The sequence below is a fragment of the Corynebacterium sp. NML 150383 genome, assembly GCF_002285085.1.
GTDB classification, from domain to species: domain Bacteria; phylum Actinomycetota; class Actinomycetes; order Mycobacteriales; family Mycobacteriaceae; genus Corynebacterium; species Corynebacterium gottingense.
Genome location: NZ_NSGK01000004.1, coordinates 1 through 23,615 on the forward strand (window position 1 = coordinate 1; position 23,615 = coordinate 23,615).

24 protein-coding genes, 1 tRNA gene and 1 rRNA gene are annotated in these 23,615 nt (G+C 66.2%); 23 read left to right on the top strand and 3 right to left on the bottom strand.

The annotated features are described in order from the left end of the window. The first annotated feature begins 8 nt into the window (after window positions 1–8). The 19 genes from rrf to der all read left to right on the top strand — a co-directional run bounded on the left by rrf (window position 9) and on the right by der (window position 18,890). Window positions 9–126 (top strand): 5S ribosomal RNA (gene rrf / locus CKJ85_RS05295). A gap of 1,605 nt (window positions 127–1,731) precedes the next feature. Continuing rightward, window positions 1,732–2,373, top strand: coding sequence for a hypothetical protein (locus tag CKJ85_RS05305; protein WP_095554852.1), 642 nt, complete (start codon window positions 1,732–1,734; stop codon window positions 2,371–2,373). 161 nt (window positions 2,374–2,534) lie between these two features. Continuing rightward, the gene (locus tag CKJ85_RS05310) at window positions 2,535–3,395 is read left to right on the top strand and encodes a tetratricopeptide repeat protein (protein WP_233126962.1); all 861 of its coding nucleotides are present in this window, start codon (window positions 2,535–2,537) and stop codon (window positions 3,393–3,395) included. A gap of 17 nt (window positions 3,396–3,412) precedes the next feature. Next, the gene (locus CKJ85_RS05315; RefSeq protein WP_095553669.1) at window positions 3,413–4,408 is read left to right on the top strand and encodes an HAD-IIA family hydrolase; all 996 of its coding nucleotides are present in this window, start codon (window positions 3,413–3,415) and stop codon (window positions 4,406–4,408) included. A gap of 1 nt (window position 4,409) precedes the next feature. Beyond that, complete coding sequence (locus CKJ85_RS11840; protein ID WP_233125703.1) at window positions 4,410–4,577, top strand: hypothetical protein; 168 nt, start codon at window positions 4,410–4,412, stop codon at window positions 4,575–4,577. A gap of 14 nt (window positions 4,578–4,591) precedes the next feature. Beyond that, on the top strand, window positions 4,592–5,422 hold the full coding sequence (locus CKJ85_RS05320; protein WP_095536542.1) for a TlyA family RNA methyltransferase: 831 nt from the start codon (window positions 4,592–4,594) through the stop codon (window positions 5,420–5,422). After that, window positions 5,419–6,339 (top strand): NAD kinase, encoded by a 921-nt coding sequence (locus tag CKJ85_RS05325; protein ID WP_095547083.1) that lies wholly within the window; start codon window positions 5,419–5,421, stop codon window positions 6,337–6,339. The genes CKJ85_RS05320 and CKJ85_RS05325 overlap by 4 nt, the downstream gene beginning before the upstream one ends. Window positions 6,340–6,379: 40 nt before the next feature. Then, window positions 6,380–8,107, top strand: a complete 1,728-nt coding sequence (gene recN, locus CKJ85_RS05330; protein WP_095553670.1) for a DNA repair protein RecN — start codon at window positions 6,380–6,382, stop codon at window positions 8,105–8,107. A 53-nt stretch (window positions 8,108–8,160) separates the two neighbouring features. Next, a complete protein-coding gene (gene steA, locus CKJ85_RS05335; RefSeq protein ID WP_095553671.1) occupies window positions 8,161–9,357 on the top strand; it encodes a putative cytokinetic ring protein SteA in 1,197 nt (398 codons plus the stop codon). A gap of 12 nt (window positions 9,358–9,369) precedes the next feature. Then, complete coding sequence (locus CKJ85_RS05340; RefSeq protein WP_095536105.1) at window positions 9,370–10,245, top strand: copper transporter; 876 nt, start codon at window positions 9,370–9,372, stop codon at window positions 10,243–10,245. Window positions 10,246–10,255: 10 nt separating this feature from the next. Then, window positions 10,256–10,933, top strand: coding sequence for an NUDIX hydrolase (locus tag CKJ85_RS05345; protein WP_276289729.1), 678 nt, complete (start codon window positions 10,256–10,258; stop codon window positions 10,931–10,933). Continuing rightward, window positions 10,933–11,847: a site-specific tyrosine recombinase XerD gene (gene xerD, locus CKJ85_RS05350; protein WP_095553672.1), complete on the top strand. Its 915-nt coding sequence runs from the start codon at window positions 10,933–10,935 to the stop codon at window positions 11,845–11,847. Before CKJ85_RS05345 ends, xerD begins: the two co-directional genes overlap by 1 nt. 105 nt (window positions 11,848–11,952) lie before the next feature. Then, the gene (locus CKJ85_RS05355; protein ID WP_143340163.1) at window positions 11,953–13,080 is read left to right on the top strand and encodes a hypothetical protein; all 1,128 of its coding nucleotides are present in this window, start codon (window positions 11,953–11,955) and stop codon (window positions 13,078–13,080) included. A 110-nt stretch (window positions 13,081–13,190) separates the two neighbouring features. Beyond that, window positions 13,191–14,072 carry a ParA family protein gene (locus CKJ85_RS05360; RefSeq protein WP_095276720.1) on the top strand — a complete coding sequence of 294 codons (882 nt, stop codon included), beginning with the start codon at window positions 13,191–13,193 and terminating at the stop codon, window positions 14,070–14,072. Window positions 14,073–14,153: 81 nt separating this feature from the next. After that, window positions 14,154–14,936: a ScpA family protein gene (locus CKJ85_RS05365; protein WP_233126974.1), complete on the top strand. Its 783-nt coding sequence runs from the start codon at window positions 14,154–14,156 to the stop codon at window positions 14,934–14,936. Window positions 14,937–15,001: 65 nt separating this feature from the next. Further along, a complete protein-coding gene (gene scpB / locus CKJ85_RS05370) occupies window positions 15,002–15,562 on the top strand; it encodes an SMC-Scp complex subunit ScpB (protein WP_165765347.1) in 561 nt (186 codons plus the stop codon). Between the two features lie 90 nt (window positions 15,563–15,652). Beyond that, the gene (locus tag CKJ85_RS05375; RefSeq protein ID WP_095553675.1) at window positions 15,653–16,591 is read left to right on the top strand and encodes a pseudouridine synthase; all 939 of its coding nucleotides are present in this window, start codon (window positions 15,653–15,655) and stop codon (window positions 16,589–16,591) included. Then, window positions 16,591–17,298, top strand: a complete 708-nt coding sequence (gene cmk, locus CKJ85_RS05380; RefSeq protein WP_095553676.1) for a (d)CMP kinase — start codon at window positions 16,591–16,593, stop codon at window positions 17,296–17,298. The genes CKJ85_RS05375 and cmk overlap by 1 nt, the downstream gene beginning before the upstream one ends. Continuing rightward, window positions 17,295–18,890, top strand: coding sequence for a ribosome biogenesis GTPase Der (der, locus tag CKJ85_RS05385; RefSeq protein WP_095553677.1), 1,596 nt, complete (start codon window positions 17,295–17,297; stop codon window positions 18,888–18,890). The genes cmk and der overlap by 4 nt, the downstream gene beginning before the upstream one ends. Before the next feature lie 27 nt (window positions 18,891–18,917). On the opposite strand, the gene CKJ85_RS05390 is transcribed toward der, so the two are convergent. Then, window positions 18,918–19,718, bottom strand: a complete 801-nt coding sequence (locus tag CKJ85_RS05390; protein WP_095553678.1) for a class I SAM-dependent methyltransferase — start codon at window positions 19,716–19,718, stop codon at window positions 18,918–18,920. 40 nt (window positions 19,719–19,758) lie between these two features. On the opposite strand from CKJ85_RS05390, the gene CKJ85_RS05395 reads away from it, so the two are divergent. The 4 genes from CKJ85_RS05395 to CKJ85_RS05410 all read left to right on the top strand — a co-directional run bounded on the left by CKJ85_RS05395 (window position 19,759) and on the right by CKJ85_RS05410 (window position 22,984). Further along, a complete protein-coding gene (locus tag CKJ85_RS05395) occupies window positions 19,759–20,709 on the top strand; it encodes a PHB depolymerase family esterase (protein ID WP_095553679.1) in 951 nt (316 codons plus the stop codon). Window positions 20,710–20,742: 33 nt separating this feature from the next. After that, a complete protein-coding gene (locus CKJ85_RS05400; protein ID WP_233126975.1) occupies window positions 20,743–21,696 on the top strand; it encodes a diacylglycerol kinase family protein in 954 nt (317 codons plus the stop codon). A gap of 121 nt (window positions 21,697–21,817) precedes the next feature. Beyond that, on the top strand, window positions 21,818–22,396 hold the full coding sequence (locus CKJ85_RS05405; protein WP_095536116.1) for a hypothetical protein: 579 nt from the start codon (window positions 21,818–21,820) through the stop codon (window positions 22,394–22,396). Then, window positions 22,397–22,984 (top strand): DUF3558 family protein, encoded by a 588-nt coding sequence (locus CKJ85_RS05410; RefSeq protein WP_095553680.1) that lies wholly within the window; start codon window positions 22,397–22,399, stop codon window positions 22,982–22,984. It abuts the gene before it with no gap. Window positions 22,985–23,066: 82 nt separating this feature from the next. Here the strand turns inward: CKJ85_RS05410 and CKJ85_RS05415 are convergent. Next, window positions 23,067–23,140, bottom strand: a tRNA-Pro gene (locus tag CKJ85_RS05415). A gap of 85 nt (window positions 23,141–23,225) precedes the next feature. Further along, a complete protein-coding gene (locus CKJ85_RS05420) occupies window positions 23,226–23,591 on the bottom strand; it encodes a YchJ family protein (RefSeq protein WP_095553766.1) in 366 nt (121 codons plus the stop codon). Window positions 23,592–23,615 lie beyond the last annotated feature (24 nt).

Here is a 23,615-nt window from a genome sequence, read left to right on the forward strand (position 1 = left end):
TTGGGTGTGTCGGTGGTTGATGGCGGCGGGGAAACGCCCGGTCCCATTCCGAACCCGGAAGCTAAGCCCGCCCGCGCTGATGGTACTGCACTCGGGAGGGTGTGGGAGAGTAGGTTACCGCCGACCCTAAACATGAGAGATAATTGAATACTGTTTGTGCGCCCCGTCGCGTGGGACCTGTTGTTGGTCCCTACCCGGCGGGGCGCTTTTTCTATTCCCGCGCGGGGTGGGGTGCAGTGCGGGGCCGGTGGTGCACGCCCGGGCGCGTCGAGGGTTGCTGAGGGAAAACTAGCCCGTCTGTGTTGTATGAGGTTAGGTGTGCTTGTTTGATGAGCAACATGCTGAACCTGCTCAGGCGGTGATCGGGTCAGGCGGGTAACTCTGGGGTGAACCCCTGCTCTTCAGGTGTCCGAACATAAGACTTCAGAGGTGCTCTGAGCGGGGCATGGAGTCAGTTGCTTCTGATGGACGAGAGTTCTCCGCCCATATCCTTATCCCCACGGAAAGAAAAACTAGGAGTACTAGAGATGTGGCCAATAGTCCAAGCCCTATCGAGTGGGTTGCCCATAAAACGATTAGTGCTATCGCGAAAACTGATAGCACGGCTAGGGCACCGGTTTTAATCTTTTGCGCTGTATCCATAGTTTTATTATGGCGGTTGGCAATCTACTACTGAAGCGTCCTGGGTTTAGTTCCGCTTCTTTTACGGCCCTGTGTTGATGGTCTGGGTGAGATAGTACTCGGCTTCTACTTCTTGTGGGGTGTCGTAGTCCAATGTTTCGTGAAGCCGCTTGGCGTTCCACCAATGCACCCATCGCTGGTGTTGTCCCTGTTCTGGGAAAACGGCCTAGACCCAGCCATTGATCACAAGGAGGATCATCGTCCTGTGGCCAGTCACAATCGGGTTCCTTCGGCACAGCCGCCGTGCCCTGAAGTCACGCGGTCACCAAAATGTTTCTCCCGAAGTATCGAAGATTCAGTTTTACTCGAGACTCACCATCGCGTTACCCGATACTCACCACGGTGTTACAAAATGCACGCGCTCAACAGCCGCCAGACGTTCACGAGTTGGGAAGCCCGCGTGCCTACTCTGCGCCCGAAGAGAATGAGCCCATCGTGTACCCGAGGATTCCCGGGTTCTACTCTGCGGCCGCAGAGCGCAACCCGGGTGAACACCCGGGCAAAGGCTATACGGTTATCCTCACCGCATGATCGCCTGGCGTTGCTGTTGCCACCCGGTTCACGCGTGCTGGCGCACCGCCCAACCCCGCGTGCAGTCAGTAGGGCGGCTATCTGACGAGATCTCCGTGACGAAGATGCGAGACGAGGTCCGTGAATTCGTCACCCCCTTCTCGTCCAACACACAGCTGCCATCAAACACATGGTCTTCTCGTCAAACACACGGAACCACGCCGTATCAGACAGACAACTCGCCGCCGAACCCGCACGAGAAGCTCAGAGCCCCGACGCGGCGCCGTCGCACCCGCGCGAAAAGGAGGACTGCGATATCCGCGGAGTGGGAAACCAGCCGATTTTCACGAGCACGGATTGCACGCTACGTCCACTGGTGCGCTCCCACAATATTGGCAGTGTGGCAACGCACTGAATCGATTCAGACGTGATTTGTCTCGCACACGCCTTGCACCTTTTGTAGATTGACAATTGACAGTCAGTTAACAATGCGATTGTCGGAAGCCAGCACACATCCTCTACCAATTGGAGTTTTAAGCTATGTTGAATAAGCGTTTCGCGGCCAGCGTTGTTGCTGGCTGCATGATCACCGCCGGAATTGTCGCGCCTTCGGCCAATGCGGTATCCGTCAAGGTGAGCGGTGGCACCTGCCACTTCACCTTCACTGCTCAGGAGCAAGAGCGGTACATGATGCCAAGCTCAAACACGACAACGCCGCAGGAGGCGAAGAAGGCCATCAAGGAGACAAAGGCAGCACAAGCGCAGGAGCGAAAAGCTATTGCGGAGCTGAAGAAGACCGATCCCGCCGCCGCGGCAGAGCGCGAGAAGTTGTTCAAGGTTGGGGTTGAGGCCTACGAGAAGACTTTCCTTCCAGCTTTTCAAAAGTGCGCGGGCAGTGGTGGCTCCAATGCGCCACAAAAGCCGAAACCCAAGCCGAAGCCCAAGCCGAAGCCAAAGCCGGGAACTCCGGGCACCGACGGCGGTTCCAGCTCTCAGGACGGCGGTAAGCCCGGAGATGCCGAGGGAAAGAACGCACTGAGCGATGAGGACGGCAAGCTCAACGGGGCGGGGATCGGAGTCGTCTCGGCCGGCGTGATCCTGTTGGTGCTGGGCGGCGTTGCAGCTGCGCTTCCTTCGCTGAAGCCGATGCTGCCCGCTGAGATTGCGGCGATGCTGCCGTAGTGAGGTTCGCCTCGCCTGGAGTAGGGGCTCAGTAGGAGGCCGCGAGCTCGTGAGGGTTCGCGGCCTTTGGTGTGGCGGTGGCGTCGATAAGCACTTCGCCCCTGGCGGTGTCCGAGAGCAACAGACCCTATAATGAGTTGAACGCGAAAGAAAGGGCATTGATGTCGGAAAACGATAACCGGTCGTATAAGCGTGGTGGCCAGAATGGCCGTGGTGGCAAGCCGTATGGTGGCAAGCCGAAGCGTGGCCGCGATGACAAGCGTCGCGGTGGCCGCGGCGACAGGTTTGAGAAAAAGGTCCGGCATGATCGGTCGAACCCGTCACGGCAGGGGTTCCGCGAGGACCGGATGGCGCAGAAGATTTCCGAGCCGGATCTGCCGGATGGCATCGACATCAATGAGCTTGATCGTTCCGTGCTGCAGGACCTGCGCGTGCTGTCCAAGGACAACGCTAACCGCGTAGCGCAGCACATGGTGATGGCGATCGAGATGCTGGAGGACGACCCGAAGCTCGCGCTGCGCCACGCGCGAGCCGCGAAGAACCGCGCAGGCCGAGTGGGCGTGGTGCGCGAGACCAACGGAATCGTGGCGTACCACGCCGGCGAATGGAAGGAAGCGCTTTCCGAGCTGCGGGCGGCACGCCGCATGAGCGGCGGCCCCGGCCTGTTGGCCGTCATGGCAGACGCGGAGCGCGGCCTTGGCCGCCCCGAAAAGGCACTCGAGCTGGGGCGGACGCCGGAGGCTCGGCAGCTGGAGCCGGAAGACCGCGTCGAGCTGGCCATCGTGCTCGCAGGTGCGCGCCACGATCTTGGGCAGCACGACTCCGCACTGGCAACGCTGTCTCGCCTTGACCCGACGCTGCATCCTGAAACCTTCTCCGAGCTGCGTTTGGCCTACGCGTACGCAGATGCGCTGCTCTCCGTGCAGCGGGAGAACGAGGCCAAGGAGTGGTTCGCCGCTGTGGCCAGGGCAGACGAAGACGGCATCACGGACGCGGACGAGCGTGTCCGCGAGCTGAGCTAGAACGAGCGCGACGACACATGGACGGAAACACGACGCTACAAGCGCAGCACGACGCGCTTCTGCTGGACCTGGACGGCACGGTCTGGGAGGGCGGCCGGGCGATCCCGCACGCCGTCGAAGCGATCAACGCCTCCGGGTGCAAGGCAATCTACATCACGAACAACGCCTCCCGAGCGGCGAGCAGGGTCGCAGCGATGCTGCAAGACATTGGGCTCAACGCCGCCGAGGCCGACGTGCTCACCTCGGCCCAGGCCGCGCTCGGGCTGGCGGAGGACGTGCTCGAACCGGGGGATCCGGTGCTCGTGCTCGGCGCGCAGCCGTTCAAGGATCTCGTCCGTGACGCGGGGTACCAGGTCACGGATTCCGCCGACGACGCACCGAAGGCTGTGCTCCACGGGCACAACCCGGACACCGGGTGGGCGGAACTGTCCGAAGCCGCGCTGGCCATCCGCGCCGGCGCCGTCTACCTCGCGTCCAACATGGACACGACGCTGCCGATGGAGCGGGGCCTGATGGTAGGCAACGGATCGATGATCGCTGCGGTCACCTCAGCCACCGGCGTGACGCCACGGTCGGCGGGCAAGCCCGAGCCCGCGATGTTCCACCAGGCGGCCGAGCGCTTCGGGGCCAAGTCGCCGCTGGGCATCGGCGACCGCCTGGACACCGACCTAGCTGGCGGCGTCGCGGCGGGGATGCCCACGCTCCACGTGCTCACCGGCGTCTCCGGGCCGCTCGCGCTGCTCCAGGCCCCGCCGCAGCAGCGCCCGACGTACATCGGCGAAGATATGCGCGCGCTGGCGGCGGATCCCGCCACGCTGCAGCCCGGTGCGCAGGGCGGCTTCCAGGCGCGGATGGAGGGCGACGAGCTGGTCGTGGATGGGGGCGAGGAGGCGTCGACAAGCGTTCAGGCGCTGCGTACCGCCCTCGAGGTCGCCTGGGCGCAGCCCACCGGGCCGAGGAATGTGCGGGCGGCGTCCACGGAGGCCGAGGCCGCGCTGGCGAAGTGGTGGTAGCGTGCCCGCGCCGAAGCCACACGACCCGCGCACGACGCAGCACAGCCCCGCCGAAGTCACGCAGCGCGTGCAGGAGATTCTCGCCGAGCCCGTGCAATCGCTTGTCGACGAAGCGTCGCAGCTCACCCGCGCCCACGACGTCTTAAGCGACGCCCTACGCAACCAGTAGAAGGAGACTCAGACGTGGCACCTGGACGGAGGCGACTCGACGCCGAACTCGTCCGCCGCAAAATCGCGCGCTCGCGCGAGCAGGCGCAGACGTGGATCAAGGAAGGCAAAGTCATCGTCGGCGGCTTCCCCGCGACGAAGCCCGCCACCGTGGTGGAACCCGACGTTTCCATCAAGGTGGATGTGGCGGAGGAGGACGAGTGGGCGTCGCGAGGCGCGCACAAGCTCCTGTCCGCGCTGGAGGCGTTCGGACCGCAGGGGCTCGACGTGGCGGGCAAAGTGGCGCTCGACGCGGGCGCGTCGACCGGCGGCTTCACCGACGTGCTGCTCAAGCGCGGGGCGCGGGAAGTCATCGCCGTGGACGTGGGGTACGGGCAGTTGATCTGGCGGCTGCAGAATGACCCGCGCGTGCGGGTGCTGGACCGGACGAACATCCGCAACCTGACGCTCGAGCAGATCGGGCAACCCGCCGACCTCATGGTGGGCGATCTTTCCTTCATCTCCCTCAAGCTGGTGCTGCCCGCGATCGCGGCCTGCCTGGCGCCGGGGGCCGACCTGCTTCCCATGGTGAAACCGCAGTTCGAGGTGGGCAAGGACCGGCTCGGCCATGGCGGTGTCGTGCGCTCGAACGAGCTGCGCGCCGAGGTGACCGCGGACGTGGCCGCGTACGCGCAGTCGCTGGGGCTCAGCGTGAAAGGCGTCACCGCTTCTGGTCTTCCCGGCCCGAGCGGCAACGTAGAATACTTCCTATGGCTGGTCAAAGACGGCGGCGCCGGAGCACTGGATGCTGCGGCGCTGCGGGCCATGGTGGACACAGCAGTTGAGGAAGGACCGACACACACGTGACTGAGACCGCGCACCGGACAATCCTGCTCGTCCCGCACTACTACCGGCCCGAAAACATCTCTTCCGCTGCGGTCGCGGCGCGCCTGCTCACAGCCGCCGGTATCGGGGTTCGGCTGCTCACGCTGCGGGAGGACAGTCCCGTCGATGAGGACGCGGTGCTGCGCGACCTGGACCACGTCCAGCCCGGGCCAGACGCCGCGAAAGGCTGTGAGCTTGTCCTCGTCCTCGGCGGCGACGGCACCTTCCTCCGCGCCGCGAGCTTCGCGCACGCACAGGACATCCCGGTGCTGGGCATCAACCTGGGCCACGTCGGATTCCTCGCAGAGGGCGAGTCGGAGAGCCTCGAGGCGGTGATCCAGCACGTCATCGACAAGACCTACCGTGTCGAAGAACGCATGACTATCGACGTCATGGTGCGCGACGCAGACGACAACGAGCTGGGGCGCAGCTGGGCGCTCAACGAGTGCAGCATTGAAAACGCGAACCGCACGCAGGTGCTCGACGCCACGCTGGAGATCGACTTCCGCCCCGTGTCCTCGTTTGGCTGCGACGGTGTGCTCATCTCCACCCCGACCGGCTCGACCGCGTACGCCTTCTCCGCGGGCGGTCCCGTCATGTGGCCCGCGCTGGACGCCATCCTCGTCGTGCCGAACAACGCGCACGCGCTGTTTGCTAAGCCACTGGTGGTCTCGCCGCGGTCCACGGTTGCCGTCGAATCCGAACCGACGACGAGCGACGCCGTGGTAGTCATGGACGGCTTCCGCTCGATTGCAATGCCCCCGGGCTCGCGCGTGGAAGTGATCCGCGGCGCGCGCCCGGTACGGTGGGTGCGTATCGACGACCGCCCGTTCACCGACCGGCTGGTGAACAAGTTCCAGCTGCCGGTGTCTGGCTGGCGCGGCCCGCGCTACTCGTAGCCGCGGCTGCACGGGACGGATGTGAGGAAAGGGAGAAGCCATGCTGGCAGAGATTGCCATTAGCAACCTGGGCGTGATCTCGCACGCCTCTGCGGAACTGGCTCCGGGGCTCACGGTGCTCACAGGTGAGACCGGCGCCGGTAAGACCATGGTGGTCACCGGTCTGCGGCTCCTCACCGGAGGCCGCGCGGACGCGTCCCGCGTGCGCACCGGCGCCAAGGAGGCCGTGGTCGAGGGCGCGTTCAGCACCGACGGGCTTCCGGAGGACGTCCGCGTGCGCATCGCGGAGATCGCGGAGGGGGCCGGCGCGGCCGCCGACGAGAACGACGAGTACGTCGTCTCCCGCTCAGTCAAGGCGACCGGGCGGTCGAAGGCGCACCTCGGCGGCCGGACGGTGCCCGCGGCAACGCTGGGCGAGCTTTCCAATGAGCTGCTCACAATCCACGGGCAAAACGACCAGCTGCGCCTCATGTCGCCAGATCAGCAGCTCGCGGCGGTGGACCGGTTCGACCCGAAAATCGCCGGCAAGCTGGAGACCTACCGCACCGCGTACACGGCGTGGCGCAAGGCGGCGAGCGAACTCCGCGAGCGCACGGAGCGGCGACAGGAGCTGGCCCAGGAGCTGGACCGGCTGCAGTTCGCCATCTCGGAGATCGACGAGGTCGCCCCGCAGGACGGCGAGGATACAGTCCTCGTCGACACCATTAATCGCCTCCAGGACGTCGACGCGCTGCGCGAGGCGTCGCACGCCGCGCTCGTAGCCATCGACGGCGCCGAGGCGGCTGGCGGGTACGGCGACGACGAGGAAGCTGCCTCCACGCTCGTCGGCCGCGCGGCGACCGCGCTGGACGGCGCGAGTGACAAGACGCTGCAGGAGCTCGGCGCCAGGTTGCACGAGGTGGCGAGCATGCTTGGCGACGTCTCCGCGGAACTTGGCAGCTACGTCGCGGAGCTCCCGAGTGACCCGGACGAGCTTGAGCGGCTCCTCCAGCGCCAGCAGCAGCTCAAGGGGTTGACCAGGAAATACGCCCCCGACATTGCTGGCGTCCTGGCCTGGCGCGCCAAGGCTGCGAAGCGGCTCGAGCGCATCGACACCTCCGACGAGGCCATCGAGCAGCTGAAGAAGCAGGTCGCGGAGGCGGAAGCCCAGATGCGCACCCGCGCCACCGCGTTGTCGAAAGCGCGGGCCAAGGCCGCCGCGGCGCTGGGCAAGGCCGTGACCGAAGAACTCCACGGCCTGGCGATGCCGAAGGCGCAGCTGACCGTATCCATTGACAGCACCGACTTCGGCCCGCGCGGCGCCGATGCGGCGGAGATTCGGCTTGCCCCGAACAGCGCGCTCGAGCCGAAGCCGCTGGCGACGAGCGCGTCCGGCGGTGAGCTCTCGCGCGTCATGCTCGCCCTCGAGGTGGTGCTGTCCGGCACCAGCGGGGGAGCGACGATGGTGTTCGACGAGGTCGACGCCGGCGTCGGCGGGCGCGCAGCGGTGGAGATCGGCCGCCGCCTTGCCCGGCTCGCCGCGCGCAACCAGGTCATCGTGGTCACCCACCTCCCGCAGGTCGCGGCCTACGCGGATACCCACCTGCACGTGGCAAAGGATGTCAGCGACGAGGCCGTCACCTCGGGCGTGCTGAGCCTGAGCTCCGCCGAGCGGATCGACGAGCTGGCCCGCATGATGGCCGGCCTGGACGACTCCGATACCGGCAAAGCCCACGCGAAGGAGCTGTTCGCAAGGGCGCAGCGCGAAGTGGAGGAATTGCGCCAGTAGCGCTCCCGCGCGCCTACCAGGTTCGGGCAGGTCACGCGTGCACAATATGACGCATGACTGTTGCTTCCCGGAACTCCGAATCCGCGCAGCCCGCGCTGACGGGCACGTTGCGTGACTGCAGGCCGAAAGGCAAGGGGCCGTCCCGCATGAGCGAGGGCGACATCGCGCTGGTTGATTCGGCGGACATGACTCGCCGCCAGGCTGAGGCGCTGCTTGCGCACCGGCCGAGCGCCGTGATCAACCTGTCCCGCTTTTCCACCGGCGCCATGCCCAACTACGGCCCGCATTTGCTTCTCGACGCCAACGTCACCCTCCTCGAAGCAACCGGAGCCGACGGCGCCTTACGCGACGGCAAGAAGGTCCGTCTCGGCGAGGACGGCAGCCTCACCGTGGGCAAGAAGCCGGCGGGGACCGCAGTGCCTGTGACGCGCGGCGACCTCGACGCCACGTTCGCCGAGGCGCAGCGCAACCTGGTCGAGCAGATGGAGGCCTACTTTGGCAACACCATCGAGTTCGTGCACGCGGAAGCCCCGTTGCTCATCGACGGCCTCGGCGCCCCGGACCTTGGCGAGTCCATGGCGGAGCGAAAGGTCGTGGTGGTGTCGCCCTGCCCGGACCTCCGCGATCGGCTCAAGGGGATCAAGAATTTCATGTCCGAGTTCACCCCGGTGATCGTGGGCGTTGGCCAGGCGTCGGACGTCCTCGTGGAGCTCGGTTTCGAACCTGACTACATTGTCGGAGATCCGACTGACGTGGCGTCGGAAAGCTTGCGCAGCGGCGCGCGCGTCATCCTCCCCGCCGAGCCGGACGGTTTTGCTCCGGGGCTGGAGCGCATCCAGGATCTGGGAGTGGGGGCGATGACCTTTCCGGCGGCGACGGAATCCCCGACGGACCTGGCGATCCTGTTGGCGGTGTTCCACGACGCGGAGATGATCGTGACCGTTGGTCAGGTCGTGGAGCTTGACCAGATTTTCGCTGCGCCCGAGTCGACGCCGCCCGAGGCGCTGCTCACCCGCATGAAGGCGGGACGCAAGCTGGTTGATTCCACGGTGGTGGAGCAGCTGTACGCGGTGCCGTCGAGTGGCGGGGTCGCGTGGGCGTGGGCGATCCTGGGGATCCTGGTGGCGATCGCGACCATCGTCCTCGTCGTCGGCCTGTATGGGCCGGGGGATTTCTCTGACAACCTGGTCAATACCTGGAACAGCATTGCGCTGTCCTTCCAGGACCTGATCGACCGCCTGACCAAGTAAAGGAGCCTGAACATGTCTGATGGAGGACGCACAAGCGGGCTCGTGGTGACCGGCCTGGGGTGGGGCATTGCGCTCGGCGTGGCCGCCGGCGCGCTGCTCATCGCGCCCGCGATGCATAACGACGGCCAGCCGCTTGGCCAGGACAACTCCGCGACCTCGAAGGAGGCGCAGCGCGCGGAGGCGTACGCCGATAACTCGGATACGCTGCTCGGTGAGCAGTCGGCGGCAATTGTGAAAGACGCGCTGAAAGATAAGCACGTGACGGTGATCCGCACCGAGGGCGCCTCCGATGAGGACGTGAAGGCGGTGCGCTGGCTGCTGGGAAAGGCGGGCGCCAAGGATTCCGGCGAGCTTGAGTTGGCATCAAAGTTCACGGATCAGGACTCGGCGGACGCGCTGTCGTCACTGATCGCAAACACCCTGCCCGCCGGGGCACAGCTGTCGGTGGAAGATCGACGGCCAGGCGTCCACGCCGGTGAATCGCTGTCCGCGGCACTGTTGGTTGATGCGGAGACGGGGGAGCCGCTCGCGCCCGCGGGCGACCGGCAGTTCGTCCTCGATGCGCTCAAGCAGGCGGGGTTTGTGCACTACAGCGGCGACCTTGTGCCCGCTGACGCGATCGTGATCGTGACCGGGGCCGCCGGAGACGACACCGATGAGGAAGGCGGCGTGGGCGCAGGCAAGGGCGCCCCGGACGAATTCGGCCAACAGCTGCTTGCAGACTTCGCCGACGCACTGGGCAAGACTGAGCCGACCGTGTTAGGCGTGCGCGAAATTGACGCGTGGCACGCACCGGAGCTCCAGCACGCGACCTTTGTGCAGGCCGTGGAGACGGAGGCGGGCCGCATCCGCGCGACGCTTGGTGCGGCAGGCTCGGCAACGTCCTAGGCTTACACCTATGGCTGAACAGATGGAACACACTTCGCCGCACGCGCACGAGTTCACGGTCGTTGACTCGGAACTGCTGCAGGAATCGCCCATCTTGGCGATGCGCCGAGACACGGTCACGATGCCCGGCGGGGCGCAGGCGTCGCGCGAGGTCGTCGAGCACTTCGGCGCAGTCGCCGTCGTTGCGCTGAACGATCGCAACGAGGTGGCCGTGGTGAAGCAGTACCGGCACGCTGTGCGCCACCGCCTGCTCGAGCTCCCCGCCGGGCTGCTCGACGTCGCCGGTGAGGACGAGCTGACCGGCGCCAAGCGCGAGCTTGTCGAGGAAGCCGGGCTCGAGGCCGCCAACTGGTCCGTGCTTGTGGACCTGGTGACCTCGCCCGGCTTCGCCGAAGAGGCCGTCCGGGTCTTCCTCGCCCGCGAGCTCCGCGAGGTCCCTCGCCCGCCCGCCGAGGAGGAAGAGGCGGATATGGCGTTGACCTGGATGCCGCTGGAACAGGCGCGCGAGGCGGTGCTTCGCGGTGAGATCGTCAACTCCATCGCGATCGCGGGCGTGCTCGCAGCAAGCGAGGTTCAAGCCGGTCGCGCGACACCGCGCAGCACCGAAGCACCGTTCGAGCTGCGCCCGACCTCGCTGGCAAAGCGCCGCGTCGCCGCAGGGATCACCCCGGACATGAAGCGCATCTAGTGCAGGCTCGCACCCTCGCCGAGCGCTGGTTGACCCACCTCATCGTCGAGCGCGGCGTGTCCACGCACACGGAGAGCAATTATCGACGCGACGTCAACCGCTACCTCACCTGGCTGGAGCGCGCCGGCATCACCGATCTCGCGGCAGTCAGCGCGCTGGACGTCGAGGCGTACGTGGCCAACCTCCGCCGCGGCGTCGACGGGACGAAGCCGCTGGCCACCTCCTCGGTAGCGCGGGCCCTGGTCGTGGCTCGGGGGCTGCACAAGTTCGGCGTGGCGGAGGGGGTCCTGCCGCGCGACGTGGCCGCCGAGGTGGCCCCGCCGCAGCAGGGCGAGCAGCTGCCGGACACGCTTTCTGTCGCGGAGGTCGAGTCGCTGCTTGACTCGTGCGCGGGCGATACCCCGGTTGGCGTGCGCGATCGCGCGTTGCTGGAGCTGCTCTACGCCACGGGCGCCCGCGTCTCCGAGGTGCTTGCACTCAACGTCGACGACGCGTCCGAGCTCGAGCACGGCGCAGGGGTTCTCACCGTCACCGGCAAGGGCAATAAGCAGCGGCTGGTGCCGGTGGGCAGTCACGCGCAGGACGCGCTGCAGGCATACCTTGTGCGGGTGCGCCCGTCGTTTGCCACCGGAAAGTCTCACGCCCTGTTCCTGAACACCCGCGGCGGAGCTTTGTCGCGCCAAAGCGCGTGGACGGCGATCAAGCAGGCCGCCGAGCGGGCGGGCGTGCACAAAGACATCTCCCCGCACACGCTGCGCCACTCGTTTGCCACGCACCTCCTCGAGGGAGGGGCGGACGTGCGGACGGTGCAGGAGCTGCTGGGACACGCGTCGGTGACCACGACGCAGATTTACACCCACGTCACGGCGGAGAATCTGCGCGAGGTGTGGCGGCAGGCCCATCCGCGTGCGTGAGTCGGGGGCGGATCTCACCGTTGCCTGTGGATGCAGTGGCAGTGGTTGCCAGCATAACCGTGTAGATTGAGCGTTTTGCACGATACTCAAGGAGGTCCACGACCCGTGAATCTAGCTCGCCGTACATTTGCCGCGTGTGGCGTCGCCACGCTCTGCGCCGTTGGTGCGCCGCTCGCGTCAGCGCAGCTTCCCGAGGGCATCGACCCTGCGGAGGTGCAATCGATGATTCCGTCCGAGGTCACTGTCCGCGCCGGCGAGACCACCACCGTGGACCTCGGCGTGCCCGTGGATGCGAATTACTCCGGCGGCGGATGGACCGTCACTTCCAACGGCACTCAGGTCTCGGTCACCGCACCCGATGACCCTGGCGCCACTGCGAGCGTGCCCGCCAGCTCTGGAGGGATGAACGCGACCGTCAATCTGGTCGCCGTGGGCGATGACGAGGAAGCAATTGCCGACGACGCGTCGTCGGCAGGCGGTGCAGCCAGCGCCGGCGATGATGCTTCCGGCAGCGAAGGCGGCAGCGGTGCGCGCGAGTCTGGCAGGTCCGGCGAGGATGGGGACGGCGAAAGCGCTGGGGATGCTGGGGATACGGAGGACTCAGGAGACTCAGGGGACTCAGGGGATTCAGCAGGCAGCGCCGGTAGCGGGCACAGCAGGAACGGCGGCGGCAGCGGCAAGTCCGGCGGCGCGGCCGGCAGCGTGTCCCACCCGGACCGCACGAAGGCGGAGGAGGTGGACACTTCGGGCGCCAAGCGCTTCGAGTTCGACGGCGAGATTGACGGCAACACGCTCGTGGTGAAGGTGCCGCTGTCGCGCGCTGCGGACCTGATGAAGTACACCAAGACCGATACCGAGGGCGCAACGCTGCGCTACCTGGACGTCAACGGCCAGGTGATCAAGGGGGTCAAGCGCGACGTCGACGTGGCGAAGCGCACGCTGACCCTGACGTACCCGGAAGGCGAGACACCGGACAACCCGTTCATTATGGAAGTGGTGCGGGACGGCAAGGCCGAGTTCGTCGCCGTGATCACCGCGACCAATGCGCCCACGGAAGAGGCGAGCGGGGACGGGGAGAGTCCGTATGGGGAGGCGTCGGCAAGCGATCAAGGCCCCAACACTGACTCGAACGGTGGCGGCTCGATTGTTCCGCTGATTATCGGCGGGGTTGCGCTGCTGGCGGCGATTGCGTTGATCATTGTGTTCTTTGTACGGCGGCGCGCGCGGGCCTAAACGGCGAAACAACAGTGTTGTAAGATGGGCGCGTCAAGCGTTACGGCGTGACGGGCTCGATTGGCGCAGAGACGGTGCCAGGCGACGGAAAGGCACGGAGAGGACCGACAATGGCAGACGACGCACTGTTCGACGCTTCCGAGGAGAAGACCTTCCTCACGGGGCGTCCGTTCCGCGAGTTTGCGGACCCGGCTCCGCTGGACAAGCACGGCCCGGCCACAGTGCTGTCCATGGTCAACCAGAAGGGTGGCGTGGGCAAGACGACCTCCACCATTAACCTGGGTGCGTGCCTGGCGGAGCAGGGCCGCAAGGTGCTGCTGGTGGACCTCGACCCGCAGGGCGCCCTGTCTGCGGGGCTCGGGGTATCGCACGACGAGGAGCAGGTCACCGTCTACGACCTGCTCTTTGACAACACCACGAGCATCCACGGCGCCATTCGCCATTCCAACGTCAGCGGGCTCGATCTCGTGCCGGCAAACATCGACCTCTCGGCCGCGGAAATCCAGCTGGTCAACGAGGTGGGGCGCGAGCACACGCTCGCGCGAGCGCTGCGCCCGGTGCGCAACGAGTACGACATCATCATCATCGACTGCGGCCCGTCCCTTGGCCTGCTCACGGTCAACGCTCTGGCCTGCTCGCAGGGGGTCATCATCCCGATGGAATGCGAGTACTTCTCGCTGCGCGGACTGGCCCTGCTGACGGACACGGTGGAGAAGGTGCGCGACCGCATCAACTTCGACCTGGACATCGTGGGCATCCTGGTTACCATGTTTGACCGGCGCACGACGCACGCCCGCGAGGTGATGGATCGCGTCGTGGAGGTCTTCGGGGACCGCGTTTTTGACACCGTGATTACGCGGACCGTCCGGTTCCCGGAGACCTCGGTCGCCGGTGAGCCGATCATCACGTGGGCGCCGCGCTCGCAGGGAGCGGAGCAGTACCGCAACCTGGCCAAGGAGCTGCTGGAGCGCACCGAAACCAGGACCTCGTAGGCCGGCGTGAGCGACCCGCACACCGGGGCAGAAGCGCGCGACGGAGCGCAAGCGAGTGGGCAGGCGGGCGAGCAGCCCGAGATCACCGGGTTCCGCCTCGTGCTCAACAACTTTGAGGGCCCCTTCGACCTGCTGCTCAACCTGGTTAGCTCGAAGAAGCTGGACGTCACCGAGGTGGCGCTTGCAGAGGTGACCGATGAGTTCATCGCGTACACGCGGGCGCTTGGAGAGACCGCCGACCTGGACGAGATCACGGAGTTCATCCTCGTCGCGGCCACGCTCCTGGACCTCAAAGCGGCGCGCCTGGTGCCGCGTGGCGACGCCGACGAGATCGAGGACCTCGAACTGCTGGAGTCGCGCGACCTCCTCTTCGCCCGCCTGCTGCAGTACCGCGCGTACCAGCAGGTCGCCGACCAGTTTGCGCAGTGGCAGAAGCATGCCAGGCGCCGGTACCCGCGCGCGGTGTCCATGGAGCCACAGTTCGTGGACCTGCTGCCGCCCGTGCGCCTGGGACATACCCCGGCCAGTTTTGCGGAGCTTGCCGCCAGCGTCTTCCGGCCGAAGCCGCCCGAGGAGGTCGGCGTTGACCACCTGCACGCCGTGCAGGTCTCCGTGCCGGAGCAGGCCGGGCGGATTCTGGAAACGCTGAAGCTGGTCGGGGCGACGCAGTGGCTTTCTTTCGCGTCGCTGACCAAGGATTGCGCGCTGTCCATGGAGATCGTCGGCCGGTTCCTCGCGCTGCTCGAGCTGTACAAGGCGCGCGCAGTGGAGACGAAGCAGGAGGAGGCGCTGGGGCCGCTGGAAGTGTCGTGGACCGGGCTCGACGTGGACCCCGCGGTGGTCGCGGCAAGCAACTGGAGCTAGGCGGTGCTAGGTAGTGCGCGATGGGTGGGGGCGGGGAGGCGTCGATAAGCACTCGGCCCCTTACAATGTGCGACATGGACATGCCGATGGTCTCACAGCTGCGCTCGCGCGTGGAATCGATCCTGCTTGTGGTGGACAATCCCGTCGAGGCAGAGGACCTGGCGGGGGTGCTGGACGCGACGCGGGAAGACGTGGACGCGGTCCTGCGCGAGTGGGCCGGCGAGCTTGACGCGCGGGGCAGCGGGATCGAGCTGCGCGAAACGCAGGAGGGGTGGCGGCTCTACACGCGGCCGCACAACGCCGATGCGGTCGAGGCGTTCGTGCTCGACGGTACGCAAACGAAGCTGAGTCGCGCCGCACTCGAGACGCTCGCAGTGGTGGCGTACCGCCAGCCGGTGACCCGCGCGCAGGTCGCTGGCGTGCGCGGTGTCAACGTGGACGGGGTGATGCGCACGCTGACGCTGCGCGGGTTGATTGCGGAGGTCGACCCCGATGACGCCACTGGCGCGCACCGCTACGTCACCACGGAACTGTTCCTGGAGCTGCTGGGAATCGACTCGCTGTCGCGCCTGCCGGACCTGGCGCCGCTGTTGCCAGAGGTAGACGCGATCGAGGATGCGTGGTAGAACACCAAGTCCTGGTAGACTCTGCCACGAACTTGGGCGCACCGTTTTCGGTGGCCCGCACAACCCCAATACGTTTGCAAAGGATTCAGCATGACTCCTCCCGCTCGCCGAGACGGCACACCGGACAAGGGGAAGGACGAAACGTTCTACCCTTCGTACGCAAAGCCAGCGAAGAAGCAGCACGTCCGATTGGACAAGCGGCGTGAGAACGCCCGCAAGAACGAGCCCCACCCGCTGGAAGACAACTGGTGGGACGACGATGACACGAATGGCACGAAGGCTCGGAAGCAGAAGTCCGAAGGCATTCGCCTGCAAAAAGTGCTCGCGCAGGCCGGCGTGGCGTCGCGCCGCCACGCGGAGGTGATGATTGACCAAGGCCGCGTGGAGGTCAACGGCAAGATCATCACCGTCCAGGGAACGCGCGTGAACCCCAATGTGGACATCATCCGCGTCGACGGCACCCGCATCAACGTCAACGAGGAGTTGGAGTACGTCGCGTTTAATAAGCCGCGCGGGGTGCACACCACGATGCGCGACGAGATGGACCGCATCTCCGTCGGCTCCTACCTGTCCGAGCGCACCGCGGCCGGGCAGCGCCTGTTCCACGTGGGCCGCCTCGACGCCGACACCGAGGGGCTCCTCCTGTTGACCAACGACGGCGAGCTGGCCAACCGCCTCACGCACCCGAAGTACAAGGTGACCAAGACCTACTTGGCAACGGTGCTGGGCGAGGCCAAGGGCGACCTGGTGAAGAAGCTGAAGGAGGGCGTCGTGCTTGACGACGGCACCGTGACCGTCGACTACGCGCAGATCGTCGACGTGCACAACGGCCAGTCCATCGTCCGCGTGGAGTTGCACGAGGGCCGCAAGCACATCGTGCGCCGCATGCTCAAGGAGTGCGGCTTCCCGGTGCAGCGCCTGGTGCGCACCAAGGTGCACACCGTTCAGCTGGGAGACATGAAGCCCGGTTCCATGCGCGTGCTGAACTCTGCCGAGCTGGCCTCCCTGTACAAGGTGGTGGATATGTAATGGCTGACGCAACGCAGCTTTCGAACATGCCGGACGGCGGGCTCATTCTCGCCGTCGACGGCCCTTCCGGGACCGGCAAGTCCACCACCTGCCGCGCGCTGGCGAAGTCGCTGGGCGCGAAGTACGTGGATACGGGCGCGATGTACCGCGTGGCCACGCTTGCGGTGCTCCGCGCCGGAGTCGACCCGGCCGACACCGACGCGGTGGTGGCGGCGACCGCCGATCTGCCGCTCGAAGTCTCGGACGACCCAGATTCTAAGCAGGTGCTCCTCGGCGGCGAGGACGTCTCGAGCGAGATCCGCGGCCCAGAGGTCACCCGCAACGTTTCGGCGGTCTCCGCCATTCCGCAAGTCCGCGTGAACTTGGTCGAGCTCCAGCGCAAGCTGGCCCGCGAGGCCCACCGCGCCATCGTGGAGGGGCGCGACATCGGGACGGTGGTGCTTGCCGACGCCCCCGCGAAGGCCTTCATGACCGCCTCGGCCCAGGTGCGCGCGCAGCGCCGCTACGACCAGGACATCGCCGCGGGACGCAACGCCGACTTTGACACCGTGCTCGCGGACGTGCAGCGCCGCGACGAGCTCGACTCGTCCCGTGCGACCAGCCCGCTGAAGCCCGCGGAGGACGCGGAGGTCATCGACACCTCCGAGATGACCCCCGAGCAGGTGCTTGACGCCCTGACCGGGCTGATTGAAAGGAGCGCGAAATGACACACCGCGAGGAACCGGAAACCCAGTTCATTCAGCCTGGGATCGACGCGTCCGGCTACGACGACCTGGACCCCGCCGAGGTAGGTGCCGACGACGCGGAGTTCTACGACGCCGACTTTGACGTCCATGATTTCGACGACGCCGATTTCGCAGCCCCCGATTACGGCGAGGACAGCGAGGGCCCTGAAAACACGGACGACTACACCGACGAGGACTGGGCCGAGGTCGAAGAGGCCTTCGGCATCATGCGCCCGAACGTGGTGGAGGAGAACCTGCCCACCGTGGCCATCGTCGGCCGTCCGAACGTGGGCAAGTCCAGCCTGGTCAACCGCTTCCTCGGCCGCCGCGAGGCCGTGGTGGAGGACCACCCGGGTGTGACTCGTGACCGCGTGAGCTACCTGGCCGACTGGGGCGGGCGCCGCTTCTGGGTGCAAGACACCGGCGGCTGGGACCCGAACGCCCGCGGCATCCACGGCGCGATCGCCCGCCAGGCGGAGGCCGCGATGGAAACGGCCGATGTGATCGTCATGGTGGTGGACGCGCAGACCGCCATCACGGAGACGGATTCCGTGATGGCGCGCAACCTGCAGCGCTCTCCGGTCCCGGTGATCCTGGTGGCGAACAAGTTTGAGTCAGAATCCCAGTGGGGTGACGCGGCGGAGTTCTACGGGCTCGGCCTGGGCGACCTGTGGCCCGTCTCCGCGCTGCACGGCCGCGGAGGCGCCGACGTGTTGGACGAGATTCTGCGCCTCTTCCCGGACGAGCCGCGCGCGAAATCCTCCATCACGGACGGTCCACGCCGAGTCGCGCTGGTGGGCCGCCCGAACGTGGGCAAATCCAGCCTGCTGAACAAGCTGTCCAAGTCGCACCGCTCGGTGGTAGACAACGTCGCTGGCACCACGGTGGACCCGGTGGATGAGATGATCCAGCTGGATGAGCACCTGTGGAAGTTCATCGACACCGCTGGCCTGCGCAAGAAGGTGAAGAACGCGCAGGGGCACGAGTACTACGCCAGCCTGCGCACCCGCGGCACGATCGACGCGGCGGAGGTCTGCGTGGTGCTCATCGACGCCTCCGAGGAGATCTCCGAGCAGGACCAGCGCGTCATCTCGATGGTGTTGGAGGCCGGCAAGGCGATGGTCATCTGCTTTAACAAGTGGGACCTCATGGACGAGGACCGCCGCTACTACTTTGACCGCGAGTTCGACGAGATGATGGGGCACCTCCCGTGGGTGACCAAGCTCAACATCTCCGCAGACACGGGTCGCGGCCTGCACCGCCTCGAGCCGGCGATGGCGCAGGCGCTGGAGAACTGGGACAAGCGCGTCTCCACCGGCCAGCTGAACAACTGGCTGCGCGAGGCGATCGCGGCGAACCCGCCGCCGATGAAGAACAACCGCCTGCCCAAGCTGCTCTTCGCCACGATGGCGACCACGCGCCCGCCGACACTGGTGCTGTTTACCACCGGCTTCCTGGACGCCGGTTACCGCCGCTACCTGGAGCGCAAGTTCCGCGAGCAGTTCGGCTACCACGGCACGCCGGTGCGCATCGCCGTGCGCGTGCGCGAGCGCAACCCTCGCCGCCGCAAGTAGGGGCCGCTGGCTTATCGACGCCCCCGCTCACCCCTCCTTCCCGTACACAAACGCGTCCGTGCGATAGGGAAGAGGGATGCGCTGGCCGGGCTCGAAACCGAGGCGGTCGTGCAGGTACCAGTCCAGGTTGGCCACCATCTTCGCGCGCGTCTTCTCGTTGGCGCGCAGCCAGTACGAGCGCGAGGCCATGAGCTCGAAGCACTGGTCCGTAGTGACAATCTGTGCCCAGGTGTCGCGCACCTCGCCCTCCAGCGTCCACGGGGTTGCTACGTCGGGGTAGAACCCGGCGCGCTGGACGTCGCCGGAGTGCATGATGCGGCTTAAGCGCAGCACCCACGGGTGGTTGACGGCAAGGGTGTTCCAGCACAGCAGGAGCTTGCCGCCCGGGCTCGTGATCCGCGCGGCCTCCGCGCTCGCCGTCGCGGTGTCCACCCAGTGCCAGGTTTGCGCGCAAGTGACGGCGTCGACGGCACCGTCGGCCAGCCCGGTTGCTTCGGCCGTCGCCCGCCAGGTGGGGACGTTGGGGAGCTTGTCCCGCAGGACGCGGACCATGTCCGCGGACGGGTCGCAGGCGAGGACCTGGCGCGTGGACTCGGAGTCGGCCCCGGCGCCGAGGAGCTCGGTGAGCTTGCCGGTCCCGGCGCCGATGTCCACGATGCGGGTGCCGCCGGCGCGCTGGGGAGGGTCCGCGATGAGGGCTGGGACTGAGGGCGGGTAGGAGGGACGGATGGCGTCGTAAAGCACTGCACCGCTGTTGAACGCACTGGCTGAGCTGCTGCGATGCTGTGCGTCGCGGAACGCTGGCTGCTGCTTCCCACTCGGCTTCATAATGGACTAATCTACCGATACGAATCTTGATGGAGGAACTATGGCAGCACGGCGCCTCGTGGCGCTGCTCGTCGCGGCGGGCCTGGCGCTGAGCAGCGCTGGTTGCGGGAGCGGCGAGCAGCTGGACGCCGCCGACGCTGACCTGATCGCGCCCTCCATTCCGCGGGACGAGGTTGCCGAGGTGCAGCCGTGGAGCAAGCCGGAGACGCAGCGGCGCACCATTAAGGTGGGCCAGCGAGACCGGAGCTTCCTCTTGAGCCTGCCGGCGGGCGCGCGGGAGCGCTCGCGGCTCCCGCTGATCTTTGCGTTCCACGGGTACATGGAGGACGCGGCGTCGATGCGGAAGTACTCGCAGCTCGATGGGGCAGATGCCATCGTTGTGTACATGGATGGCGTGGACCGGGCGTGGGCGCCCGCCCCGTACGCCAAGACGACCGGCGGGGACGACCTGGCGTTCGTGGACGCCGTGCGCGAGCAGGTGACAGGCGAATTCTCGGTGGACAAGGCGCGAGTGTTTGCCACGGGGCTGTCCAACGGGGGCGGGTTCGCCTCCTACGTGGGCTGCCAGCGCCCGCAGGATTTTACTGCGGTGGCGTCGGTGTCGGCGGCGTTCTACCAGCGCGTCTCGCAGGGGTGTTCCTCCATCCCGATTAAGCACGTGGACTTTCACGGCACGAACGACTCCGTGATGAGCTACTTCGGCGGCCAGCGCCACGACACGGCGTACGAGTCCGTCGAGGCAATGCTGGCGGAGGCGGCGGAGCGCAACCACTGCGACGCGGAGTACGTGGAAAAGCCGCTTTCAGACACCGTGACCGAGCTGCGGTGGGACGGCTGCGACGCGCCGTTGGTGCACTACCGCGTGGACGGCGGCCCGCACATTTGGCAGGGCGGCACGGTGGATTCGTCGCGGACGACCTCTGCAGGATTTGCCACACGAACGCAGCTGGCGTTTTTCGGCGTGCCGTTTGGCTCAGTGTCGGACCCGTAATGTGCGCCAGGTGCCCTATGCTTGGGCATTGTGATGCAGAACTCTGACGACGCGACCAGGACGGCCATTGTGGTGTACAACCCGGTCAAGATCGATGAGACGACGCTGCGCTCCCAGGTCGAGCGCTACGCGCCGGACGGCTGGCACATCGAGTGGGTGCGCACCACACCGGACGATTCCGGCGAGGCGGAGGTGGCCGCGGCGCACCACCCGGACGTCGAGCTTGTACTGGTGGCCGGCGGCGACGGGACGGTGCGCGAGATCGCCACGTCGCTTGCGGGATCCGGCATCGCGCTGGGCATCGTGCCGACCGGCACCGGCAACTTGCTCGCGCGCAACCTGCGCCTCGACCTCGGCCTCGAGGAGTCCGTGCGGCGGGCGTTTCGCGGGGAGCACAAGCTTATCGACGTCTGCCGCGCCAAACTTTCACGCCCCGACGGCTCCAACGAGCGTCTCGGCTTCGTGGTGATGGCTGGCGTCGGCCTGGACGCGCAGATGATCGAGTACACCGACGAGGGGCTCAAGAAGAAGATCGGTCCGCTGGCGTACGTCTCCGGCATTGCGAAGTCGCTGCGCGGCGGCAACCGGATCAAGGCGTCCTTCGTGGTGGACGGGGACCATACTCACTCGCAGCGGTTGCACACGCTGATCTTTGGTAACTGCGGAGAGCTGATCAATCAGGTGCCGTTGTTGCCTGAGGCCAGGCCGGACGACGGCGTCCTCGATGCCGTCGGCATGGCGCCGCGCGGTCCCGTCGGGTGGGCGAAAATCGGCCTCAACCTTGTGGTCAACAAGGCGGCGAAACTCCGCGGGCGGAAGCCTGATCCGGCGGTGGTGGAATTCGCGGACCTGCTGTATTCGCGGGGCAGCTACGCGCGGGCCTCGTTTGCAGAGCCGGAAATCTTCGAAGTGGACGGGGACCCCGTGGGTGAGGTGACGGCGGTGGAGATCTCCGTCGACGCGGGCGCGCTGAAGGTGTGCGTGTAGCCGCCTACTGTTGTGTCGCGGATCGCTCCCGCGGACGGTGTGTGACATAAGTGGCGGTGCTCCCTCTCCTACGGGATACTGTGTGCGAACTTGGTTCAGCCTCAGCAGTAAGGAGATGCTTATGCGAGCATCGGTTGGTAGTTATGCGGGAGCGGTTGTCGTCGGGCTCTCGCTGAGCGCGTGTAGCGCGTCGGAGGAAGTTCCGACGGTGCCGGAGTTTCAGTTTAAGAGCGGGACGTTGGCGATCGGGGAGTTTTCCAGCAGTTCTGTCGAGGGCAATCTGTTCGACCCGTGCACGGAGATTTCCCCGGAGGAGTACGAGGCGGCTGGCATTCCGGATGTGAGGCCGGTGCCGGCCGATCAACAAGTGCCCGGGTACAACTCGTGCGACACCGGCCTCTACGAGGACAAGGTCGGACAACGCCTCGTAATTTCCGGCGGGAGCAGGAGCGAAGCGGGATACAAGACAAGTTCGGATAACCACCTGGAGTACCCAGAATCGGTCGTTCCCGGTTTGTACACCATCACCAGTGATTTGTCTGGAGTGTGCATCGCACAAGTCGATACGGAACGGGGCGGACTGAAAGTGCAGATGTCGGCCCAGGGACTCGGGAGCGAAGATGTTGATAGCTGCCAAGTCGCGCGGGAGACAATCGAAAACCTCTACAAGGCTGTGAACACCGATGAGGAGGAGCAGTAAATGAGCGCCAACGATCGTCGAGTACTCGCAGCCCTCATGATCGCGCAGGCGTTCCTCGCCGTCTCGGCGTGCAGTAGCGATACAGAGGAACAATCGGCACCCGACGCGCCGCCGGTATTCCATTTTGCCAGCGGAGACCTCGCAATCGGCGAGTTCTACTCAGATGAGGTAGAAGGTAACCTTTTCGACCCCTGCACGGGTATCTCAGCAGAGGAATACGCGGCCGCGGGGATTACCGGCGTCGAGGCCTTTGATAGCGAGTTTGGCGACCCGGGCGTCGTCATGTCGTGCAACACCGCCGACCCGTCCGCGCAAGAGACTCGGCGAATCATGATCTCGACGGTAGGAGAGAACACAATCAAGTCGCTGGGTGGCAGCCAGATTGAACACCCAGATTCCACGGTGCCGGGGCTCTATACGGTGACGGAAGGCGCAAACGGCGGCTGCGCTGCGCAGGTGGATACCGAGCGGGGAGCGCTCTCGATAAGTCGCTGGAAGTACAATGCCCAGGGCCGGGAGGACGAAGTGTGCCGCGCGGCGCAGAAAGAGCTCGAGGAGCTTTACGACGCCACGCAGCAGGCGTCGTAGCAGTGGATGTTTCCGCGGCATGTGGAAGGAAACAGTTCCCGCAAGGGGGCTCAGAACCCCCGAACCCCCGTAAAGAAAATTGTCGGACTGACAGGATTTGAACCTGCGACCCCCACACCCCCAGTGTGGTGCGCTACCAAACTGCGCCACAGCCCGTCCGTTACTGCATTCGCGGTAACTCGGCTAGATTACAACACTGTCACTCGAAACGGAAAATTGCCAGGTCAGCGGGCAAACCTTGCTACTGCACATCGCCGTCCAGGTAGACCCACGCGCCGTCCTCGCGGACGAAGCGTGAGACCTCGCGCTGCACGCCGGCGGGGGAGTAGGCCGCAAACTCGACCACGCCCTCGGAATCGAAGAGTGAGCCGCCCTTGGTGCGCACAATCTGCAGGCGATTGAACTCAAGGCCCTCGGAGGGAAGCTTCGACAACGCCGGGCGCGTTGCCTTCGCCCAGGTGGAGTGGAGGTAGTCCGCGAGGCCGCCCACGAAGGCGGTGTAGCGCGAGCGCATCAACGCCTCGGCGGTCGGTGCCTTGGCGCCTCGGTGGAGCGCGCCGCAGCACGCCGCGTAGGGCTTACCGGTGCCGCAGGGGCACGGTTGCATGTCCGCGATGCGCGGCTGTTGCCG

Bases quoted from the DNA above. Each gene is read 5' to 3' on its own strand.
- CKJ85_RS05305 (WP_095554852.1), top strand. From the start codon at position 1,732: ATGTTGAATAAGCGTTTCGCGGCCAGCGTTGTTGCTGGCTGCATGATC.
- CKJ85_RS05310 (WP_233126962.1), top strand. From the start codon at position 2,535: ATGTCGGAAAACGATAACCGGTCGTATAAGCGTGGTGGCCAGAATGGC.
- CKJ85_RS05315 (WP_095553669.1), top strand. From the start codon at position 3,413: ATGGACGGAAACACGACGCTACAAGCGCAGCACGACGCGCTTCTGCTG.
- recN (WP_095553670.1), top strand. From the start codon at position 6,380: ATGCTGGCAGAGATTGCCATTAGCAACCTGGGCGTGATCTCGCACGCC.
- steA (WP_095553671.1), top strand. From the start codon at position 8,161: ATGACTGTTGCTTCCCGGAACTCCGAATCCGCGCAGCCCGCGCTGACG.
- CKJ85_RS05340 (WP_095536105.1), top strand. From the start codon at position 9,370: ATGTCTGATGGAGGACGCACAAGCGGGCTCGTGGTGACCGGCCTGGGG.
- CKJ85_RS05345 (WP_276289729.1), top strand. From the start codon at position 10,256: ATGGCTGAACAGATGGAACACACTTCGCCGCACGCGCACGAGTTCACG.
- CKJ85_RS05360 (WP_095276720.1), top strand. From the start codon at position 13,191: ATGGCAGACGACGCACTGTTCGACGCTTCCGAGGAGAAGACCTTCCTC.
- scpB (WP_165765347.1), top strand. From the start codon at position 15,002: ATGTGCGACATGGACATGCCGATGGTCTCACAGCTGCGCTCGCGCGTG.
- CKJ85_RS05375 (WP_095553675.1), top strand. From the start codon at position 15,653: ATGACTCCTCCCGCTCGCCGAGACGGCACACCGGACAAGGGGAAGGAC.
- cmk (WP_095553676.1), top strand. From the start codon at position 16,591: ATGGCTGACGCAACGCAGCTTTCGAACATGCCGGACGGCGGGCTCATT.
- der (WP_095553677.1), top strand. From the start codon at position 17,295: ATGACACACCGCGAGGAACCGGAAACCCAGTTCATTCAGCCTGGGATC.
- CKJ85_RS05390 (WP_095553678.1), bottom strand. From the start codon at position 19,718: ATGAAGCCGAGTGGGAAGCAGCAGCCAGCGTTCCGCGACGCACAGCAT.
- CKJ85_RS05395 (WP_095553679.1), top strand. From the start codon at position 19,759: ATGGCAGCACGGCGCCTCGTGGCGCTGCTCGTCGCGGCGGGCCTGGCG.
- CKJ85_RS05400 (WP_233126975.1), top strand. From the start codon at position 20,743: ATGCAGAACTCTGACGACGCGACCAGGACGGCCATTGTGGTGTACAAC.
- CKJ85_RS05405 (WP_095536116.1), top strand. From the start codon at position 21,818: ATGCGAGCATCGGTTGGTAGTTATGCGGGAGCGGTTGTCGTCGGGCTC.
- CKJ85_RS05410 (WP_095553680.1), top strand. From the start codon at position 22,397: ATGAGCGCCAACGATCGTCGAGTACTCGCAGCCCTCATGATCGCGCAG.
- CKJ85_RS05420 (WP_095553766.1), bottom strand. From the start codon at position 23,591: ATGCAACCGTGCCCCTGCGGCACCGGTAAGCCCTACGCGGCGTGCTGC.